Origin of the sequence: Nitrobacter sp. TKz-YC01, assembly GCF_047824785.1 — a bacterium.
GTDB lineage: Bacteria > Pseudomonadota > Alphaproteobacteria > Rhizobiales > Xanthobacteraceae > Nitrobacter.
The window spans coordinates 2,212,457-2,232,661 of record NZ_CP181167.1; the positions used below are offsets into that span (position 1 = coordinate 2,212,457).

Sequence of the window (20,205 nt, forward strand, 5' to 3'; positions counted from 1 at the left end):
TGCTTTCCGTCCTCAATTCGTGGCATCGACCAGCTCGACCCGCCGGTTCAGCGCACGTCCCTCTTCGGTGCGATTGGTCGCCATGGGAGCGGCCATCCCGACTCCAAGCGGCGTCAGACGCGCCGCGGCGACGCCATGCTCGCGGCTGAGCGTCTCGACGATGGATTTTGCGCGGCGATACGACAGGTCGCGATTGTAATCGAGCGCCCCCTTGGAATCGGTATGCCCGACGATCAGCACCTTCAACTCGGGCTGCTCTTTCAGGAGCTTGGCGATCTCCTCGAGCTGCGGCTTCGAATCGGAACGCATGGTGTCCTTGTCGAAATCGAACAGGATGCCGTGAACCGCGACGCGTCCCTGCGCGATGATGTCGCGCTGCATGGCGGACGAGTCCACCACGACCATCCGTTCTTCCATTGGCTTGACTTCGGTGATCTCGAGAAGCGCCAGCGCGCGGTCCTTGAGCGGCCCGCCGCCCGAGCGGTACATAATCACATACAGCGAGGCATAGACGTCGCCTTCCGCCCGCCTGAGCCGCGCGGCGATGTAGCGCTGGTCAGCATGCTGATCGCCGAACAGCATGTAGAGCGGGTCGCCCGCAATCGCGAGGCCGAAATATCGGCCACCGCAGGCATCGCGCTCGCAACTGAACATCGTCTCGAAACCGGCTTTCCTGATCGCCTGCTCGTAGTTGCGGAACACCTCCAGCGCCGCGCGGCCTTCCGGCATCTTGTAGGAGATCTGCGTGAACTTACCCTCAAGCGGAGTCACGGAATTCGCGTTCTTGTCCTTGCCGCCGGGATTTTTTATCGGCGCGATCGCGAGCTTGTAGTCGGTGAACGCCTCCTGCTTGTAACGGATGATCTCCGAGCCGTCATAGCGCGGCAACAATGGATGATCCTTGCCGCCCTTGATGTCCGCCGCCTGCACGGACGCTGCGACCAGAACCACGCCAAGAGACATCAGGAGGGTCCGCATCTTTCCTTCTCCAACAACGTCGTCTGATTACAATCTGCACTTCTTATCGCAGAAATCAGCGCGAACGAACGACGCAAGATTCGAGCCTGGTTCGCTTGCGGTGAATCGGGCCCGCGTCTTATCAATCTGATCGATGGCCATCGAAGATAACGTGGTCACACCATCATCATCACGGGATTCTCGATCAGCGTCTTGAACGCGCCGATCAACTCCGCGCCGAGCGCACCGTCGACCGCGCGGTGATCGCAACTCAGCGTCACGCTCATGATGTGCGCCGCCTCGATCTTGCCGCCCCGCACCACCGCCCGCTCCTCGCTGGCGCCGACCGCGAGGATCGTGGCGTGCGGTGGATTGATGACGGCGGTGAAATCCTTGATGCCGAACATTCCGAGGTTGGAGACGGCCGTGGTGCCGCCCTGATATTCCTCGGGCTTGAGTTTGCGCGCCCGCGCCCGCGCGGCGAAGTCCTTCATCTCGGTGGAGATGGCCGACAGCGATTTCGTTTCGGCCTTGCGGATGATCGGCGTGATCAGCCCGCCCGGCATCGCGACGGCGACTCCGACATCGGAGTGCCTGTGTTTCAGCATGCCGCCTTCGGTCCAGCTGACATTGGCGTTCGGCACGCGTTGCAGCGCCACCGCCATCGCCTTGATGATGAAGTCGTTGACCGAAAGCTTGTAGAGTGGCTTCTTCTCCTTGTCCTTCGGCGCGGACGCGTTGATGTCTTCGCGCGCGGACAGCAGCCGTCCGATGTCGCAGTCCATCGTCAGATAGAAATGCGGAACGTTCTGGATCGACGCGGTCAGGCGCTGCGCGATCGTGCGGCGCATGTTGTCATGCGGAACGAGTTCGTAGGAGCCGTCCTCGAACAGCGACAGGATCTGCTTGTCCGACATCGAGGGTGCGATCGACGGCGCGGTCGCCGTCTTCAGGCCCTTGCCGGACTTCGCCTGCTCCACGTCGCGCGCGACGATGCGGCCATGCGGACCGCTGCCCTCGATTTGCACCAGTTCGATGCCGGCCTCAACGGCGAGCCGCCGCGCCAGCGGCGATGAGAAAACGCGGGCGTGACCATTCGCTGGTTGCGCCGCTTGCGATCCTGATGATGCAGGCGTGGACACAGGGGCGCGGGAGGATGGTTCCGGAGAACCGGCCGCTTCTCCGCCGCCAGCTTTCGCCGCTGCCCCGGATTCTGCTTTCGCGCCGGCTTTCGGTTCTACCGTGGCTCCGCTCGCCGCCGCCTTCACGTCCTCGCCGTCACCGGCGAGCACCGCGATGACGTTGTTGACCGGCACGTCCTGCGTTCCTTCCGGCACCAGGATTTTCGCGATGGTGCCTTCGTCCACCGCCTCGACTTCCATGGTCGCCTTGTCGGTCTCGATCTCGGCGATGACGTCGCCGGACTTGACCGCGTCGCCCTCTTTCTTGAGCCACCTGGCGAGGTTGCCCTTCTCCATCGTCGGCGACAGCGCGGGCATCAGGATGTTGATCGGCATGACTTGCCCCGCTTACCGGTAACAGACGGCCTTGGCGGCGGCGACGACTTCAGCCACCGACGGCAAGGCCAGCTTTTCGAGATTGGCCGCATATGGCATTGGCACGTCCTTACCCGAGACGCGCGTCACCGGTGCGTCCAGATAGTCGAATGCGTGTTCCATGATGCGCGCGACGATCTCCGCGCCGACGCCCGATTGCTGCCAGCCCTCTTCCACCGTCACCGCGCGGCCGGTCTTCTGCACCGACGCCACGATGGTGTCGGTATCCATCGGGCGCAGCGTGCGCAGGTCGACGACCTCGGCCTCGATGCCTTCCTTGGCGAGTTCATCCGCCGCCTTCAGCGCATAGGTCATGCCGTTCGACCACGCGATCAGCGTGACGTGCCGGCCGGCTCGCGCAATCCGCGCCTTGCCGATCGGCAGCACATGGTCATCGAGTTTCGGCACCGGACCGGTGTGTCCATACAGAATTTCATTCTCGAGGAAGATCACCGGATTGGGATCGCGGATCGCGGCCTTCAGAAGTCCCTTGTGGTCGGCGGCGGAATACGGCGCGACCACCTTGAGGCCGGGAATCTGCGAGTACCACGCCGAATAGTCCTGACTGTGCTGCGCGGCGACGCGCGCCGCGGCGCCGTTGGGGCCGCGAAACACGATTCCGCAGCCCATCTGGCCGCCGGACATGTAGAGTGTCTTGGCGGCCGAATTGATGATCTGGTCCATTGCCTGCATGGCGAAGTTGAATGTCATGAACTCGACGATCGGCTTCAGGCCCGCCATCGCCGCGCCGACGCCGACGCCTGCAAAACCGTGCTCGGTGATGGGCGTGTCGATCACCCGCCGCGCGCCGAACTCCTGCAACAGGCCCTGCGACACCTTGTAGGCGCCTTGATACTCGGCGACCTCCTCCCCCATCAGGAAGACATCATCGTCGCGGCGCATTTCCTCGGCCATGGCGTCACGCAGCGCCTCGCGGATGGTCATGGTCACCATCTCGGTACCTTCCGGCACCTCGGGATCCTCTGAAATTCCGGGACGGGGCGAAGCGGGTATCGGCTTGCCCTCGCCGGCAGGCCGGGCCTCCGCAGCCGGGGCATCCGACGATGTCCGGGAAGCCTTCGGTTCTGTCTTGATATCTGTCTTAGGTTCTGAACCGGCAAGATCGGCGGCGCTTTCGCCGTCCGCAAGTATGGTGGCGATCGGCGTGTTCACCGCCACGTCGGCGGTTCCTTCAGGGACCAGTATCCTGCCGAGCGTTCCCTCGTCGGTGGCCTCGACCTCCATGGTCGCCTTGTCGGTCTCGATCTCGGCAATGACGTCGCCCGACCTGATCGCTTCGCCCTCCTTCTTCAGCCATTTGGCGAGGTTGCCTTTCTCCATGGTTGGCGAAAGCGCGGGCATCAGAACTTGAATTGGCATGATCGCTCCGAAAAAAGGCTTGCGCGCTCAGCGATAAATATCGGTGTAAAGTTCGGACGCGTCGGGCTCTGGATCGTTCTGCGCGAAGTCCGCGGCCTTATTGATGATCTCGCGCACCTTGGCGTCGATCTTCTTCAACTCGTCCTCGGAGACCTTGTCCGCCAGCAGGCGGTTGCGAACCTGTTCGATCGGATCCTGATCGTGCCGGACCTTGTCGACCTCCTCGCGCGTCCGGTACTTCGCCGGATCCGACATCGAATGACCGCGATAGCGGTAAGTCTGCATTTCCAGGATGTAGGGACCATTGCCCTCGCGACACCATTTCACAGCCTTGTCGCCTGCCGCTTTCACGGCGCGGACATCCATGCCGTCGATCTGCTCGCCGGGAATGTCGAAAGACACGCCGCGCCTGGAAAAATCAACCTGCGCCGACGAACGCGCCACCGACGTGCCCATCGCATAGCGGTTGTTCTCGATGATGTAGACGACCGGGAGCTTCCAGAGCTGCGCCATGTTGAAGCTCTCATAGACCTGGCCCTGATTGGCCGCCCCGTCTCCGAAATAAGTCAGGCTGACGCGATCGTTGCCACGATAGCGGTTGGCGAAGGCAAGGCCCGTTCCGAGCGACACCTGCGCGCCGACGATGCCGTGGCCGCCATAGAAATGCTTCTCCTTGCTGAACATGTGCATGGAGCCGCCCTTGCCCCGGGAGTAGCCGCCGCGCCGCCCGGTCAGTTCGGCCATCACGCCCTTGGCGTCCATGCCGCAGGCCAGCATGTGCCCGTGATCGCGATAGCCGGTGATGACCTGATCGCCCTCCTCCAGCGCCATCTGCATGCCGACGACGATCGCCTCCTGGCCGATATAGAGATGGCAGAAGCCGCCGATGGCGCCCATTCCGTAGAGCTGGCCGGCTTTTTCCTCGAAACGGCGGATCAGCAGCATGTCGCGCAGTGCGTGAAGGTCCTGCTCGCGCGTGAACGAGGGGGGTGGCTGGCTTTTCGAGCCGCTGCCTGCCGCCTGCGCGACGTTCTTCTTGGATGCAACCATGGCCATTCCGGATGCGAGAAAGGGTCACCCTCTCTAGCCCAACTCAAGCCACCTTGAAAGCGCGTGATATCAACGATGTTCGCTCTGTCGCGAAATTCCGTGACCGAAAACCGGGGGTTTTTGAAATTATAGCGTTTTCGAGCGAAGTGGGCGCCGGTTCGCGTGAAGAAAACGCGTTAAATCAAGACCTGAGAGCTTCGCTTCTGATTCCATCATCAGAAGCGAAGCTCCAGACAAAAGCCTTCTGCGAAAAGGCTGAAGCGCCGCAAGCCCCGCGGCCACAAGCGGCGTTTCTAATCCTGGCGGATGATGTGAATCAGGTCGTGCGGATTCGCATAGTGGAGCTGATAGCGGACGCGCTCATCGAGCATGTCGGGATCGATTCCGCTCGCCCGCAAAAGCGCGACCCGCTTCTCGCCTTCGGCGCGCTCCGCCTTCAGCCGTTCCAGTTCGGAGGTCAGCGCGATGATCTCCTGATCGAGGTCCTGCCGCGCATTCAGCCCGTACTTGCCGGTATAGGCGTTGACGCCGAAATAGCCGACGATCATGGCGGCCATCGCATAGAGAGCAAGGCCGGTGAGCAGCGATCGAAGGCGTGAGCGTGAGACCATGTCCCGACGATGCGACGGTCCGGTTAAGGCTTCGCTAACAGCCTCGCAGGCCCCGTGCTGTTGATCCTATGGTTGCGCGGCCCTCACGGCCGGCTGAATCGCAAACCGGATGGCGCGGAAGGGACAGGCGCGCCTCTTGTGATAGACTTAATCACGAGAGAATCTTCGCCGCGCTCTCGACCTCCGGTCAATACACGCCGGGAATGATGCGGTGGGTTTGCTGCATGTAGCGGCGATAGTCTTCCCCGAACGTCTCGATCATCATCTGCTCCTCGAAGCGCACACGCGCGAAGAACAGCACCGCCACGGCGGCGACGCCGCTGAAAGCGGCGACGACGTTCGGCAGCAGGCAGGCTTGCGCGATCGCCCACAGCCAGAACGAAGCGTACATCGGATGGCGGATCAATCGGTACACACCAGTGCGAACGACCCGATGCCCCTCACGCACTTCAAGCGAAGCCGACCACTGCCGGCCGAGATCCTTGTGCGACCGGCGGAACAGCCAGAGCGAGAAGGCGAACAACAGGCTGCCGAGTACGACGAGACCGTAACCCGGATCGTAGGCGAAAGCGCGCGGCCATCCCGTCGCGAGATTGACCACGGGAATGACAAACAGTCCGGCAAAAGCCGCCGCCAGAAGCACGCGCTCGCGCAAGGTGCCGTCGCGCCGCAACGTCGCGGTGCCCCGCGCCCGCCGGGCATAGGGGTAGCGGATGATGAACCAGGTGACGAGACCGATAAGCCATATCGTCTGTCCGAGTATGATCGAAGACATCAGCCGCCGCCGTGCTCAAACAGCGCCGACAACAGCGGCATCCGCCGGCCTGGTCGCGGCCGTCCCGGATGACGCGTGCTTCAGCAGCGCGCCGTCCTCTCCGAAGCGATCGATACCGCCGCGAGGCGACGTGATCTCCTCGAACGGCAGCGGACCACAGATGATCAGGCAATAATCGTAGTTGGCGCGCACGCTGTTTCCCATCAGAAATTTATAATGCAACAGCATGAAGTTGAACCGGTGACGCCGGAAGCTGGCCCTGTCCATCATGTCGTGCAACTGTACGCGGCGGATGTCCGGACGCCCGCCCGAGCGTTCGCGGCTGACGCGCTTTAGCATGACCGGATCGAAGCGGTAGAAACTGATGGCGTCGTCGCGGGCGTGATACTCGGTCCACGGAATTCGGATCTCTCCGGCAACGGTCCGCGCGGCCTGGCGAATGCGCTCGCCGCGCGGATGAAGTGAGAATTTCGCGATGGTGGAGCCGACGGTCAGAATACACAAGGAGCGACCGCGCCGCGCAAGTTCGGGATCGCGTTCCAGCGCGCGCGCCACCGCATCCATGACCAACGCGGCGCCGAGGCAATGACCGATGATGACGACCTCATCGACGTCGGCGTTGCGAACCCGGTCAAGTATCCGCTCCGCGAAGCGATCGATCCGGGCATCCATTCGCGGCCGCCGCCCGTATACAAACTCGCGCGAAAAGATCCAGTCGTCGAATACATGGTTGATCGGACGCCGCCAGCCCAGCAGGCGCAACAAGCCGGCGCTGACGCCCACGACCGCCGCGACGCCAAGCACGCCCGCCGGAAATCCGCTCACGCCCGTCAGCCGGACCAGGCCGTATCCCACCGCCACGCCGCACAGGATAAACGCCGCGACGTACAGATACGGGAACAGAAAGAATCCGGCATATTTCCAGTTCGCATACATGAAGCGGAACAGCGTGCCGGTCACAATGAAATCGACCAGCGTGACGAAGCTCTGCCACAGGCGCGACCACATCCCGCGCGCATGATCTTCAAGGATCAGGTCGTCCCATCGCAGCATTTCATAGGATGTGCGCGTGCTCCAGTTAGGCCCGGACGCCTCGACGACCCAGGACGCGCTCACCGGCGTCGCCTCGATCGCGCCCACGATCCCGGCGCTCACGCCCCAGGTGCGCTGAAAAACCGACAGCGATCGCTCCAGGCGGTTCACTTGTTGCTCCGGCGAAATCGGATCGTATCCGCCGATATGAAAGACATGCCGCCGCGCGATCATTCCGTCACTTCCGTATCGTCATGTTTTCAGGCCCGCCAGTAGAGGCGTCGACTCTTCCGGGGGCCGCCCAACACGATACCCAACTTCGACCTCGAATACTTCCCTGGAAAACAGGTGAGCTGTGACGTTTCAGTCACAACGCACAGGATTCCCGGTTACACAATTGACGAGAGAATGCGAGGGCGCAAATACTAAACGTCCCAGAGATTCATATGGAACTTATCGATGCCGACTGGTTTTCCGCCTGCTCGACGTAGCCTGCGTGCCGGGATTGGAGGTCTGATCCTGTTGGCGCTCGGTGGATTGCTGACGAATTCCGCCATCGCGCGAACCGCCACACCCCACAAAACAGGCCATGTTTATCTCATGCGGGGCCTGTTTAACGTGTTTTCGCTCGGCATGGACGATCTGGCCGCGAAGCTTCAGAAAGTCGGCGTGAAGGCCGAAGCCGTGCCATATACGTCCTGGTCCTCTCTCGCCGACAGCATTACCGCTGAGTTTCGTGCCGGCAACCGCGAGCCGATCATTCTGATGGGCCATTCCTACGGCGCGGATACGACGATCTCACTGGCGCGCAAGCTGAATGAAAACCGGATTCCCGTGGTGCTGATCGTCAACTTCGATCCGACGGCGCCGGACCGGGTTCCACCCAATGTCCGACGAATCATCAATTTTTACGTGCCGACCGACTGGGGACAGCCGGTGGAGCCTGGCAAAAAGTTTCGCGGCCGCCTGTCCAACCTCGATGAGAGCGGCAAACATGGTCATTTCGAGATCGATAAGGCCGACGAGCTTCATCGCAAGGCGATCGCGGCCGTGCTTCAAGCCGTGGGACGAGGCGCGCCCCGCGTCAAGCGGCCCGCCCGGCACGATCAGATATCCGAAGCACCGGCGCAATAACCGGACACGGAATGATTGCCGTCAACCGGATCGTCAGGCCCGTCCCGGCCATGCCGACGACAGTTATTCGGGCATCCCTGCGCTGAGGCCTTCCGCTTCTGGTTGAATCAGAAAGCAAGGCGTCAGCCCGTTCTGGCGACCGCGTTACGCCAGAGCCTTGAGCGCGGCACGTCCCGCGTACTTCGCCTGAACGCCAAGCTGTTGCTCGATCCGCAGCAACTGATTGTACTTGGCGGCGCGGTCCGAACGCGACAGCGATCCGGTCTTGATCTGTCCGCAATTGGTGGCGACCGCGAGGTCGGCGATGGTGGAGTCTTCGGTCTCCCCCGAGCGGTGCGACATCACGGCGGTATAGCCGGCCTTGTACGCCATCTCGACAGCGGCAAGCGTCTCGGTCAACGTGCCGATCTGGTTGACCTTGATGAGGATGGAATTGGCGCGGCCATTGCGGATGCCGTCGGCGAGCCGCGTTACGTTGGTCACGAACAGGTCGTCGCCGACAAGCTGGCAGGTCTTGCCGATCATCTCGGTGATGAGCTTCCAGCCCGCGAAATCGTCTTCGGCCATGCCGTCCTCGATCGAGACGATCGGATAGTCCGAGGCCAGCCTGGCGAGATATTTTGCCTGCTCCTCGATCGAGCGGGTCTTGCCCTCGCCTTCGTAAACGTACTTGCCGTCCTTGAAGAATTCGGTCGAAGCCGGATCGAGCGCCAGCGCCACGTCATCGCCCGGCCTGTAGCCGGCCTTGACGATCGCCCCCATGATGAAATCGAGCGCCGCGCCGGCTGACGGCAGTTCCGGCGCAAAGCCGCCCTCATCGCCGACGTTGGTGTTGTGGCCGGCCTTCTTCAGCTCGGACCTCAGGGTGTGAAAGATTTCCGATCCGCAGCGCAGCGCGTCCGAGAACGTTTTGACGCCAACCGGCATGATCATGAATTCCTGGAAGTCGATCGGATTGTCGGCATGCACGCCGCCGTTGACGATATTCATCATCGGCACCGGAAGCGTCCGCGCCGTGACGCCGCCGACGTAGCGGTACAGCGGGATGTCGAGGGAATCCGCCGCCGCCCTGGCGAGCGCCAGGGACACGCCCAGAATAGCGTTGGCGCCGAGCCGGCCCTTGTTGGCTGTTCCGTCAAGCTCGATCAGGGTCTCGTCGATCTGCGCCTGCTGCTCGGCGTCCATGCCCCCGATCGCATCGAAAATTTCGCCGTTCACGGCGTCGACCGCTTTTCGGACGCCCTTGCCGTGATAGCGGCCGTTGTCGCCGTCGCGCAGTTCGACCGCCTCATAAGCGCCGGTAGAAGCCCCGGACGGCACCGCGGCCCGGCCCATCGCGCCATCTTCGAGCACCACGTCGACCTCGACGGTCGGATTGCCGCGGCTGTCGAGAATTTCACGGCCGATGATGTCGACGATGGCAGTCATAAGAACCTCTTGAGTCACTGGATCACGATGGTTGGATCGAATCGGTCCAGAACCATGAACGTGATCGATTCCAAATATTTTGAGAAGCGGGACGCGGGCAGAAAACAGCTACCTGCTTTTCCTCATCCCGCTCTAGTGTCCCGATTCCGAAGTTCGCATACCTTGCCGCAACCTCTGATGCGAACTTCGGAATCAAAAGGACACTAGCAACTTTATGATTCTAGAGCATTTTCCGGCGAAGTGGATACCGGTTCGCCGCAAGAAAATGCGACCAGACAATAATTTCTAGAGCATGGTCCGATTCAACTTGAACGGATCATGCTCTAATGTGGTTTAGATTCAGAAGTTCGCTTGACGGACTCGATGGGGCAATGAAGCGAACTGCTGAACCACCACACTGGATTTTGCGCCGCTTCTACAGCAATGCTTGTGGGTGGGAAAGGCTGTGAATCATGACTCTCTCATGACGACGGCCTTTCTCTGACGATGGCTTTCCGCTTCCGGCCGTATCAGAAGCGGGGCTTTATGATCCTTATCCAAAATCGGCTTCCACTTTCGCCGATCCCGCTTTGACAGAGACGGTCATGCCCGGAAAGCCCCCATCCTCGCCTAAATCCTCGCCTTTGCAACTGGGCCGCGCCGTGGCGTGGCCTGATTCTCCGGAGCGGGCAAAACTCGACCGCGTGCCCAATCCACAGAAGGGCACCAACTACGTGGCGCGTTTCACGGCGCCGGAGTTCACCGCGCTATGCCCGGTCACCGGCCAGCCGGATTTCGCGCATCTGGTCATCGACTACGTGCCGGGATCCTGGCTGCTGGAATCGAAATCGCTCAAGCTCTATCTCGCCAGTTTTCGCAATCACGGCGCCTTCCACGAGGACTGCACGGTGTCGATCGGCAAGCGCATCGTCGGCGCTATCAAGCCAAAATGGCTGCGTATCGGCGGCTACTGGTTCCCGCGCGGCGGCATTCCCATCGACGTGTTCTGGCAGACCGGGGCGGCGCCGAAGGGCGTCTGGATTCCCGATCAGGATGTGCCACCCTACCGGGGACGAGGCTGACGAGCGTTTCATCGCCGTCAAAAATTGATCTTCAACGAAGCACTGAGAGTTGCGCGCCAGACATCGTCGATTCTGTAGGGGTTGATATCGGTAATTCCCATGTTACCGCTTCTCGCGCTACCCGTTTCAAATCCACCGGCGTAGGCGACCAAGCCATCCAGCCCCACCTCAGCATTGGGCGCGATCTTATGCCGGAGTCCGAGCCCGATCTGTGCTGCGGCGCCGGTTCTGGTGTGGCTGGCCAGATCGGCGAGGAAAATCCCTGTCGGCTTGTCGGTTTCAACCACTCGGGACAGTGTATTGAATGTTATTCCGAGACCCGCCGTGGTTCTTATGGAGGTCGCATGCGAAAGCGGAACCTCATAGGCAACATTGCCCAGGATCGCGTTGCTGATCGCCGCGCCCTCGAACCTTGATGAAACCCCATACAGCGGGAAATTCGCATCCCAGCCAATATCACTCCGACCATGCTGGTAGCTGATGAAAGCCGACATGGCTGGATCAAACCGATAGCCAACATGGCCACCGCCACCCACGAAATTGCCCAGTTTCACGTTGCCAACGACACCGCCTCCGGCAAAAGGCGCACCGCCATTAATCGTGCTGGACGATCCGAATGCCGCTCCTCCCGCGACATCCAATCCTGCAAAGAAGCCCTGCTCTCCCGCGAGCGCAGATAAAGGAGCAGCAATTGTCACGAGCGCGGCCAAGCCCGACAATCCACGCAACGTCATGGTCAGTTATCTCCACAAATCTGTGAGAGATTATCCCGTTGGTATGGTTACCATCGTCCTAAGGACTCTTCTTGGCGGATCGGAAGTTATGCAGCCCGCGATCCCGCCTTCCCGGCCAGCAACCGCGCGCAGACCAGCCCGAGAATCGCGATGACAACGGCGTTCGCGGCGAGCGTGGGAAATTTCCCTGCCCAGGAAAGGCTCACGCCGTAGGCGACGGGGCCTGCCGTCTGCCCCATGTAGAAGAAAAACGAATGCAGCGACAGCGCGGTCGCCCGCGCCTGCTCGGACAACTGGCTGGCGAACACCTGAAGGCAGCCGTGAAGCATGTAGAACCCCCAGCCCATCGCAACGAAGCTGAGAAGCTGGATGCGCCAGTCCGGACCCAGGCCGACCGCCACGATCTGCGCCGCCACCAAAAGGGCGCCGGAGATCATCATGCCGCGAACACCGATCAGCGCCAGAAACCGTGACACCGTCATGGTGTAGAACAGGCCGCCGACGGCAAAGCCGGCAATGACGAGGCCCGCGATCGACAGCCGGGTTTCGCCGAGTTCAAACAGAAACGCCGCGACGTAAGGAAACAGTCCGAGCACGCAGCAGCCTTCAATGAAAACGGCCGAATAACAGACCCGGGCGTTCGAATTGCTGAAGATTTCCCGATAGCCCCGCCGCAGATCGGTCAGCTTCATCCGCCGCGAGGTCGCGATCGCGTCGCCGCGTTGAAATCCGAGTCCGACCGCGATCGACACCGCAAGTACCAGCGCGCCGAGCACGACAAGCACGCCGCGCCAGCCGACGAGATCACCGATCACGCCGGCGAACGATGCACCCAGCAGGTTGCCTGCCATCGTACCCGCGATGGTCCGGCCGATCGCCACCTGACGCTGCGGCACCGGCACCAGGTCGCTCGCCATGCCGAGCGCAACCGGGAAAACACCGCCCGATGCGATCCCCGCGAAGATTCGCGTCACGAACAGCGCTGTATAGGACGTACACAGCGCGCCGGCGACGTTCGAGATGCCGAGCAGCACCAGGCACACCAGCATCAGCCGCCCCTTGCCGAAGATATCGGCGGCCGCGCCGATCAGCGGCTGCACGATGGCGAACGAGAAGGCGGTGACCGCCGACAGGCCGGCGGCGGTCGCGACCGTCACCGACAGATCGTCGGCGACATGCGGCAGTACCGGGTCCATCGCGCGCGTCGACAGGCTCGCGGCGAATGTGGCCAGCGCGATGATGTTCAGGAGCGGCGGCAGTCTGGGCTTCCCGGCCGCCGCCGGGGCAGCCGATGTCATTCCGGGCAGGCCGGGTCGGCCGCCTTCGCCAGCGCATCGAACGCCATCAGCCTTCGCACCAGTGCCTCGAACGAGCGCAGCGGCACCATGTTCGGACCATCCGACGGCGCATGATCGGGATCGGGATGGGTCTCGATGAACACGCCGGCGACGCCGACCGCGACCGCCGCGCGCGCCAGCACCGGCACGAACTCGCGCTCACCGCCGCTTGAGGTGCCCTTGCCGCCCGGCTGCTGCACGGAATGGGTCGCGTCGAAAATGACCGGCGCGCCGGTGGTGCGCGCAAGGATCGGCAGCGCGCGCATATCGGACACCAGCGTATTGTAGCCGAACGACGCGCCGCGCTCGGTCACCAGGACATTGCGGTTGCCCCCGCCGGTGATCTTGGCGACCACGTTCCCCATGTCCCATGGCGCCAGAAACTGCCCCTTCTTGACGTTGACGACCTTGCCGGTCGCCGCCGCCGCCAGCAACAGGTCGGTCTGCCGGCACAGGAACGCCGGAATCTGCAGCACATCCACCACTTGCGCGACCTCGGCGCATTGGGCTGCTTCATGGATGTCGGTCAGCACCGGCAATCCGAGCGACGAGCGAATTTCAGCGAAAACCGGCAGCGCCTGCTTCAGCCCGATCCCCCGCGCGCCGGAAGCGCTGGTGCGGTTGGCCTTGTCGAAAGACGTCTTGAAAACAAGGCCGATGCGCAGCCGCGCCGCGATGTCCTTCAGCGCGCCGGCCACCTCGAGCGCATGAGCCCGGCTCTCCATCTGGCACGGGCCGGCGATGATCGACAGCGGCCGGTGCTGGCCGAAGGTCACGGAGCCGACGGAAACGACGGGTGATGCGGCGACGGGCTGGTTCAAGGTGAGTTCCTCTGCCAGCGGACCATGCCGGGTCGCGGCGGCGGGATCAACCTGCTTGTCGCATCGAACGGCAGTCGCCGTTCACCGGCCGGCTTGCCGGCCGTAGCTCCGCCAGGTCCGGCCTGATAGGCTGTACGGCGCGGTTTCCCGGAGTTGCCAATGCGCCTGCCCCTCGTTGTTTCGCTCGTCACAGCATCCGCCTTTATTGGTACGGCCCGACCGGGACCGGCGTGGGGTCAAACGCCAAACCCGGCATCGCAATCGCCCGGCGTCATCACCGGCGGAAGCCAGAACGTGATGGTCAACGGCAAGCCCGCCGCGCGTCAGGGCGACGCCACCACCGGCGGCGCGTTGATCGAAGGATCGTCCAATGTATTCATCAACGGCAAACCGGCCACGATGACCGGCAACCGAACCGGATGCGGCGGTTCGGTCACTTCCGGCGGCCATGGCGTGTTCATCAACGGCAAGCCGATGGGGCGTCAGGGCGACCAGACATCAGGTTGCGCGAAATAGCTACTAGAGGATGTTCGCTTCTGATTGAATCAGAAGCGAAGCTCTAGATTATTGGTTTGACGCGTTTTCTTCACGCGAACCGGTGTCCACTTCGCTTGAAAACGCTCTAAACTAGCCGGCTCTGCACGACCGCCGCCTGGATGAACGAGGCGAACAGCGGGTGCGGCTCGAAGGGCCGTGATTTCAGTTCGGGGTGGTACTGCACGCCGATGAACCAGGGATGATCCTGGTATTCGACGATCTCCGGCAGCACGCCGTCAGGAGAAAGGCCCGAGAACCGCAGGCCGTGCTGCTCCAGCCGGTCCTTGTAGGCGGTGTTGACTTCATAGCGATGGCGGTGCCGCTCGGAAATCTCGACCGCCCCACCGTAGATGCCGGAGACGCGGCTGCCGCGCTTGAGCATCGCCGGATAAGCGCCGAGCCGCATGGTGCCGCCGAGGTCGCCCGCTTTGGAACGCTTCTCCAGTTCGTTGCCGCGCAGCCATTCGGTCATCAGGCCGACCAGCGGCTCGCGGGTCGGGCCGAATTCGGTCGAGTTGGCGTCCGCGATTCCGACCAGGTTGCGCGCCGCCTCGATCACGGCCATCTGCATCCCGAAACAGATGCCGAAATAAGGGACGTGCCGTTCGCGCGCGAACCGCGCCGCCTTGATCTTGCCCTCCGCGCCGCGCTGGCCAAATCCGCCGGGCACCAGAATGCCGTCGACATGTTCGAGGAACGGCGCGGCGTCTTCATTTTCGAACACTTCGCTCTCGATCCAGTCGAGGTTGACCTTCACCTTGTTGGCGATGCCGCCATGGGACAGCGCTTCGATCAGCGATTTGTAGGCGTCCTTCATGCCGGTGTATTTGCCGACGATCGCGATCGTCACCGCCCCTTCCGGATTACGGATGCGCTCGTTGATCTCATGCCAGCCCTTAAGCGCCGGAGGCGCGGCCGGCTCGATTCCGAACGCCGCCAGAACCTCGTCGTCGAGTCCCGCGGCATGATAGACTTCCGGCACGGCGTAGATGTTGTCGGCATCGCGCGCCTCGATCACGGCGCTTTCCCGGACATTGCAGAACAATCCGAGCTTCCGGCGCTCCTCCGCGGGGATTTCCCGATCGGTGCGGCACAGCAGGATATCGGGCTGGATGCCGATCGATCGCAGCTCCTTCACGGAATGCTGCGTCGGCTTGGTCTTCAGTTCGCCGGCGCTCGGGATGAACGGCAGCAGCGTCAGGTGAACGTAGATCGCATGACCGCGCGGAAGATCGTTCTTGAGCTGCCGGATCGCCTCGAAGAACGGCAGCCCCTCGATGTCACCGACCGTGCCGCCGATCTCGCACAGCACGAAGTCATGGTCGTCGTTGCCGTCGAGGATGAACGCCTTGATGGCGTTGGTGACGTGGGGAATCACCTGGATCGTGGCCCCGAGATAGTCGCCGCGGCGCTCCCTGGTCAGGATATCCTGATAGATGCGGCCGGTGGTGATGTTGTCCTGCCTTGTGGCGGGCCGCCCGGTAAAGCGCTCGTAATGACCGAGGTCGAGATCGGTCTCGGCGCCGTCGTCGGTCACGAACACTTCGCCGTGCTGATACGGCGACATCGTTCCGGGATCGAGGTTGAGGTAGGGGTCGAGCTTGCGAAGGCGGACCTTGTAGCCGCGCGCCTGCAACAGCGCGCCGAGCGCCGCCGACGCCAGACCTTTTCCGAGCGAGGAGACCACGCCGCCGGTGATGAAAATATACCGCGCCATGGGTCTCAACGTTTAAGGCTCCCGTGTCGATTCGCCAAAACCAATCGCAGCCGCCAGCCGGAACGCGAATGGGCTGTAGGTAACTTCAAAATTCAAACGATTTTGCAGTCTCTTGATGGAAACTGCTGATGCAGGATGGCGACCCCGCCCTGCATCATGTCCTGCTTTATTGGGAACGCGGCGCCTGCGGACCGGCGGGGGCCGGCGCCTGTTCCGACTGCTTCAGCGAATCGAGCAGACCGCCACCGCTCGGCGGGGTGACCGGGGTGGACGGCTGCGATTGCGACGCTGGCGCCGCATCCAGGATCGAGCCCGGTTTCTGTTCGACGCCGGCAAGCCAGGACAGGAGCAGGCTGGTTGCGAAAAACCCTGCCGCAAGGAAAGACGTCGTGCGCGTCAGCAGGTTCGCCGTGCCCCGGCTTGACATGAAACCGGCGCCGCCGCCCATGCCGAGGCCGCCGCCTTCGGATTTCTGCAGCAGAACGACGACGGTCAACGTCGCGACGATGATCAAATGGATGACGATAATTGCGGTCTGCATCTCTGGCCTTCCATCACAAGTGCGCGCCGGACGGCCGGACATCACAGGCTTGCGGGGCTTGAACTAGGGTCTGTTTCAACTGCGTTGAATTCAGACTCGTCGCTTATCTTTATTGTTTGAGCATGATCTTTTCCGAAAACCGGTTTCCACTTTGCGCTGGCGCGGCCCTTCGGGTCGGGATCATGCTCTAGTGGGTTCGGCTCCAACGTTCGCATCCGGGACGCGCGGCCAGCGGCCAAAGGAGGCGCGAATATCAAACTCACTCCACTCGGCGGGGTATCTACACGATCAGGCGCGGCGTTGTCACCCCCACAGGGTCGCCCCCGCTAGAACGTCGGACCCGAAAGTGGGAACCGGTTTCGGGATAAATCCGATGCTCAATCAATTAACTGGAGCGGCGGCGCTGATTCCATTTGACCGGCCGCCGCTCTAGTGGTCCGATTCTAACATTCGCATCCCGTTTCAGCGTGCCTTCTTGCGAATGTTAGAATCGAAGGACCACTAGCAAATATAAGCTCCTAGTGGAGTTTTGAATTTGACATTCGCATCCGCGACGCGCAGCCGAATGGGTCGCGAATGTCAAATGTACTCCACTAGGCGGGCGGCCGCGGCAGGAAACGGTCAGGCAACGGCCTGGGCGATTCCCAGGAAATCCGCCGCCTTGAGGCTGGCGCCGCCGATCAACGCTCCGTTCACGTTCGGAACCGCCAGCAGCTCCGCGGCGTTCGACGGCTTCACCGACCCGCCATACAGAATGCGAATCTTCGTGCCTTCCACGCTAAACCGTTCCGCGAGCTTTTCGCGGATAAACCTGTGGACTTCCTGCACGTCCTGCGATGTCGGCGTGCGCCCGGTGCCGATCGCCCAGACGGGCTCGTAGGCCACGACGAGATTGGCGGCCGTCGCGCCGTCCGGCAGCGAGCCCGTGAGCTGCTGACCTACCACATCGAGCGTCTGACCGGCATCGCGCTGGTCCTGCGTCTCGCCGACGCAGACGATGGCGGTCAGCCCCGCCCGCCACGCGGCTTCGGCTTTTCCCCGCACGAGAGCATCGGTCTCCGCGTGATCGGCGCGGCGCTCGGAATGGCCGACGATGACCGCGGTAGCGCCCGCATCCGCCAGCATCTCGGCGGAAATATCCCCGGTATGGGCGCCGGACGGTTTGGGATGGCAATCCTGCCCGCCGATCCCCACCGGCGAGCCCTGCACCGCCCCCACGAACGCCAACACCAGCGTCGCCGGCGGACAAATGAGCAGATCGGCTTTTTGCGCGGGGCCAGCCGCTCCCGAGATGATCTGGCCGAGTTCGCTGGCCGAAGCCTTGAGGCCGTTCATCTTCCAGTTTCCAGCAATCAGCGGTCGCAGCCCGGTCATGGATCTCTCATAGGTGATTTTGAGGTTGCGTCATTTCGGCGTGCCGGCAATCCGACGCCGAAGTTCACGGACCTTGCTAGCAGAGGTTATCGGCCGGGGCCAGCCTCCGGCGCCCGCCCCGGCTCATGGCCGGGGCGTTCCACCGAGGTTGCGACGGCGCGCTTGCCACTTTATGATGCGTTATCAATTCGGTGGCGTCCTCGCTTCCGCCCAAGTACGACCTGCTTCCCTCCTGCAAAAGACGGACTCATGCTTCGAGGAATACGCAACGCCTCATCAAACTGGCTCGGCAAGACCCTCATGACGATCGTGATGGGCCTGTTAATCGTCGCCTTCGGCATCTGGGGCATCGCGGACATCTTTCACGGCTTCGGCCAGTCGGCGCTGGCCACGGTGGGCGGCACCGAGATTTCGACCGAGCAGTTCCGGCAAATCTACAACGACCGGCTGCAACAGATCGGACGCCAGTTCGGGCGCCCGCTGCCTCCCGATCAGGTCAGGGCTCTTGGTCTCGACCGTCAGATCCTGCAGCAGGTGGTCGCGGAAGCCGCGCTCGATGAAGACGCCCAGCGCAAGGGCCTCAAGGTGTCCGACGAGGAGATCAGCCGGCAGATCAAGAGCGATCCGAACTTCAGGGGCGCGAATAACGCCTTCGACGCGGGGCGCTTCGCCGGCCTCATCCGCCAGTTGGGATACACCGAGCAGCGCTACGTCGCCGAGCAGCGGAACATGGCGCTGCGCCGCCAGATCATCGGCACGATGACGGACGGCGTCGAGCCTTCGAAAACGCTGCTGGAGGCGCTGAACCGCTTCCAGAACGAGCAGCGGACCATCGACTACGTCAAGCTCGGCGCGGCGCAGGCCGGAACCATCGATCCGCCCACGGCGGACCAGCTGTCCGGATATTTCGATGCCCACAAGGTGCAGTTCCGCGCGCCAGAATATCGCAAGATGGCTTTCGTGGTGCTGACGCCCGAGGAAGTCGCCAAATGGGCCGCAGTGTCCGACGACGACGCCAGAAAAATCTACGAGGAGCGCAAGGACAAGCTGTCCACGCCCGAACGGCGGCAACTCCGGCAGATCATGTTCCCCAGCATCACAGATGCCCAGGCCGCGCGTGAGAAGATCGCCGGCGGCGCCTCGTTCGACGACATCGCCAAGGAGCGCGGCCTTGCGGCCTCGGACATCGACCTCGGCACAATCTCGAAATCCGAGATCATCGATCCCGCCATCGCCAATGCGGCGTTCTCGATCAACACCGATGAAGTCAGTCAGCCGACCCAGGGGCGATTCGGCGTCGCGCTGATCAAGGTCGGCCGCATCGAGCCGGGCAACCAGCCGACTTACGAAAGCGTTGCCGAAAAACTGAAACGCGACGTCGCACTCGATCGCGCGCGCGCTGAGATCAACAACCTCCACAACAAGATGGAGGACGAGCGCGGCGGCGGCGCGAGCGTTGTCGAAGCCGCCAAAAAGGTTGGACTGTCCGCGGTCACCATCGAAGCTACCGACCGCTCCGGGCGCGCGCCGGACGGCAAACCCGTGTCCGGAATTCCGCAGGGCGTCGACCTGATCGCGCAGGCGTTCGCCAGCGATGTCGGCGTCGACAACGATACGCTGCAACTCGGCAACAACGGCTTCATCTGGTTCGACGTTCTCGGCGTCACCCCCTCGCGCGACCGCACCCTCGACGAGGTCAAGGACAAGGTCGAAGCCAAGTGGCGCGAAGACCAGATCAGCAGCCGCCTGATGACCAAAGCGACGGATACGGTCCGCAAACTTGAGCAGGGCGGCAAGCTCGCCGACGAGGCGGCCGGCCTCGGTCTCAAGGTCGAAAGCGCGAGCGCGATCAAACGCGACGCCACGACGGCAGCCCTACCCGCCGCCGTGGTCGCCGCGGTATTCCGCGCCGCCAAGGACGCAGCCGGCCAGGCGCCCGGCGCGGGCAATGACGAATGGTTCGTTTTCCGCGTCACCGACGCGAAGGTTCCAACGCTCGATGTCGCCTCCGATGAGACGAAAAAGCTGCGTGAAGGCATCCAGCGCGGAATGTCGGATGAGTATGTCGGCCAGTACATCGTCAAGCTCGAAGCCGAGATCGGCACCAAGATCAATCAGGCGGCGGTGGCGCAGATCACCGGCGCCAGCAGCAACTTCTGA

At 62.6% G+C, this 20,205-nt stretch carries 18 protein-coding genes; 4 read left to right on the forward strand and 14 right to left on the reverse strand.

Going from position 1 to position 20,205, the window contains the following annotated elements; genetic code table 11:
* Nucleotides 1-12 precede the first annotated feature (12 nt).
* The 7 genes from ACMYR2_RS10470 to ACMYR2_RS10500 all read right to left on the reverse strand — a co-directional run bounded on the left by ACMYR2_RS10470 (nt 13) and on the right by ACMYR2_RS10500 (nt 7,595).
* The gene (locus ACMYR2_RS10470) at nt 13-978 is read right to left on the reverse strand and encodes an OmpA family protein (RefSeq protein WP_347264171.1); all 966 of its coding nucleotides are present in this window, start codon (nt 976-978) and stop codon (nt 13-15) included.
* Between the two features lie 155 nt (nt 979-1,133).
* Nucleotides 1,134-2,474, reverse strand: coding sequence for a pyruvate dehydrogenase complex dihydrolipoamide acetyltransferase (locus tag ACMYR2_RS10475; protein WP_347264172.1), 1,341 nt, complete (start codon nt 2,472-2,474; stop codon nt 1,134-1,136).
* A 12-nt stretch (nt 2,475-2,486) separates the two neighbouring features.
* Nucleotides 2,487-3,893 (reverse strand): pyruvate dehydrogenase complex E1 component subunit beta, encoded by a 1,407-nt coding sequence (locus ACMYR2_RS10480; protein ID WP_347264173.1) that lies wholly within the window; start codon nt 3,891-3,893, stop codon nt 2,487-2,489.
* A 27-nt stretch (nt 3,894-3,920) separates the two neighbouring features.
* Nucleotides 3,921-4,943 (reverse strand): pyruvate dehydrogenase (acetyl-transferring) E1 component subunit alpha, encoded by a 1,023-nt coding sequence (pdhA, locus tag ACMYR2_RS10485; protein WP_347264174.1) that lies wholly within the window; start codon nt 4,941-4,943, stop codon nt 3,921-3,923.
* Nucleotides 4,944-5,236: 293 nt separating this feature from the next.
* A complete protein-coding gene (locus ACMYR2_RS10490) occupies nt 5,237-5,554 on the reverse strand; it encodes a septum formation initiator family protein (RefSeq protein WP_347264175.1) in 318 nt (105 codons plus the stop codon).
* 187 nt (nt 5,555-5,741) lie between these two features.
* Complete coding sequence (locus tag ACMYR2_RS10495) at nt 5,742-6,329, reverse strand: protein-S-isoprenylcysteine O-methyltransferase (protein ID WP_416192892.1); 588 nt, start codon at nt 6,327-6,329, stop codon at nt 5,742-5,744.
* 15 nt (nt 6,330-6,344) lie between these two features.
* Complete coding sequence (locus tag ACMYR2_RS10500) at nt 6,345-7,595, reverse strand: hypothetical protein (RefSeq protein ID WP_347264177.1); 1,251 nt, start codon at nt 7,593-7,595, stop codon at nt 6,345-6,347.
* Between the two features lie 366 nt (nt 7,596-7,961).
* Between ACMYR2_RS10500 and ACMYR2_RS10505 the strand changes: the two genes are divergently transcribed.
* Nucleotides 7,962-8,495, forward strand: a complete 534-nt coding sequence (locus ACMYR2_RS10505; RefSeq protein ID WP_416192893.1) for a thioesterase domain-containing protein — start codon at nt 7,962-7,964, stop codon at nt 8,493-8,495.
* A 144-nt stretch (nt 8,496-8,639) separates the two neighbouring features.
* Here ACMYR2_RS10505 and eno read toward each other — a convergent pair whose 3' ends face one another.
* The gene (gene eno, locus ACMYR2_RS10510) at nt 8,640-9,923 is read right to left on the reverse strand and encodes a phosphopyruvate hydratase (RefSeq protein ID WP_347264179.1); all 1,284 of its coding nucleotides are present in this window, start codon (nt 9,921-9,923) and stop codon (nt 8,640-8,642) included.
* Between the two features lie 584 nt (nt 9,924-10,507).
* On the opposite strand from eno, the gene queF reads away from it, so the two are divergent.
* Nucleotides 10,508-10,984 carry a preQ(1) synthase gene (gene queF / locus ACMYR2_RS10515; protein WP_347264180.1) on the forward strand — a complete coding sequence of 159 codons (477 nt, stop codon included), beginning with the start codon at nt 10,508-10,510 and terminating at the stop codon, nt 10,982-10,984.
* Between the two features lie 17 nt (nt 10,985-11,001).
* Here the strand turns inward: queF and ACMYR2_RS10520 are convergent, their stop codons facing one another.
* From ACMYR2_RS10520 to kdsA, 3 genes are all read right to left on the reverse strand, one after another.
* Nucleotides 11,002-11,718, reverse strand: a complete 717-nt coding sequence (locus ACMYR2_RS10520) for a hypothetical protein (protein WP_347264181.1) — start codon at nt 11,716-11,718, stop codon at nt 11,002-11,004.
* Between the two features lie 86 nt (nt 11,719-11,804).
* Nucleotides 11,805-13,016: an MFS transporter gene (locus ACMYR2_RS10525; RefSeq protein ID WP_416192894.1), complete on the reverse strand. Its 1,212-nt coding sequence runs from the start codon at nt 13,014-13,016 to the stop codon at nt 11,805-11,807.
* Entirely contained in the window at nt 13,013-13,876 is an 864-nt protein-coding gene (gene kdsA, locus ACMYR2_RS10530) for a 3-deoxy-8-phosphooctulonate synthase (RefSeq protein WP_416192895.1), read from the reverse strand. Before kdsA ends, ACMYR2_RS10525 begins: the two co-directional genes overlap by 4 nt.
* A gap of 159 nt (nt 13,877-14,035) precedes the next feature.
* Here kdsA and ACMYR2_RS10535 point away from each other — a divergent pair, with 159 nt between their 5' ends.
* Complete coding sequence (locus ACMYR2_RS10535) at nt 14,036-14,392, forward strand: PAAR domain-containing protein (RefSeq protein ID WP_416192896.1); 357 nt, start codon at nt 14,036-14,038, stop codon at nt 14,390-14,392.
* Between the two features lie 106 nt (nt 14,393-14,498).
* Here ACMYR2_RS10535 and ACMYR2_RS10540 read toward each other — a convergent pair whose 3' ends face one another.
* The 3 genes from ACMYR2_RS10540 to tpiA all read right to left on the reverse strand — a co-directional run bounded on the left by ACMYR2_RS10540 (nt 14,499) and on the right by tpiA (nt 18,045).
* The gene (locus ACMYR2_RS10540; protein ID WP_416192897.1) at nt 14,499-16,130 is read right to left on the reverse strand and encodes a CTP synthase; all 1,632 of its coding nucleotides are present in this window, start codon (nt 16,128-16,130) and stop codon (nt 14,499-14,501) included.
* 166 nt (nt 16,131-16,296) lie between these two features.
* A complete protein-coding gene (gene secG, locus ACMYR2_RS10545) occupies nt 16,297-16,671 on the reverse strand; it encodes a preprotein translocase subunit SecG (RefSeq protein ID WP_347264884.1) in 375 nt (124 codons plus the stop codon).
* 621 nt (nt 16,672-17,292) lie between these two features.
* Nucleotides 17,293-18,045, reverse strand: a complete 753-nt coding sequence (gene tpiA, locus ACMYR2_RS10550) for a triose-phosphate isomerase (protein WP_347264885.1) — start codon at nt 18,043-18,045, stop codon at nt 17,293-17,295.
* 249 nt (nt 18,046-18,294) lie between these two features.
* Between tpiA and ACMYR2_RS10555 the strand changes: the two genes are divergently transcribed.
* The gene (locus tag ACMYR2_RS10555) at nt 18,295-20,205 is read left to right on the forward strand and encodes a peptidylprolyl isomerase (protein ID WP_347264886.1); all 1,911 of its coding nucleotides are present in this window, start codon (nt 18,295-18,297) and stop codon (nt 20,203-20,205) included.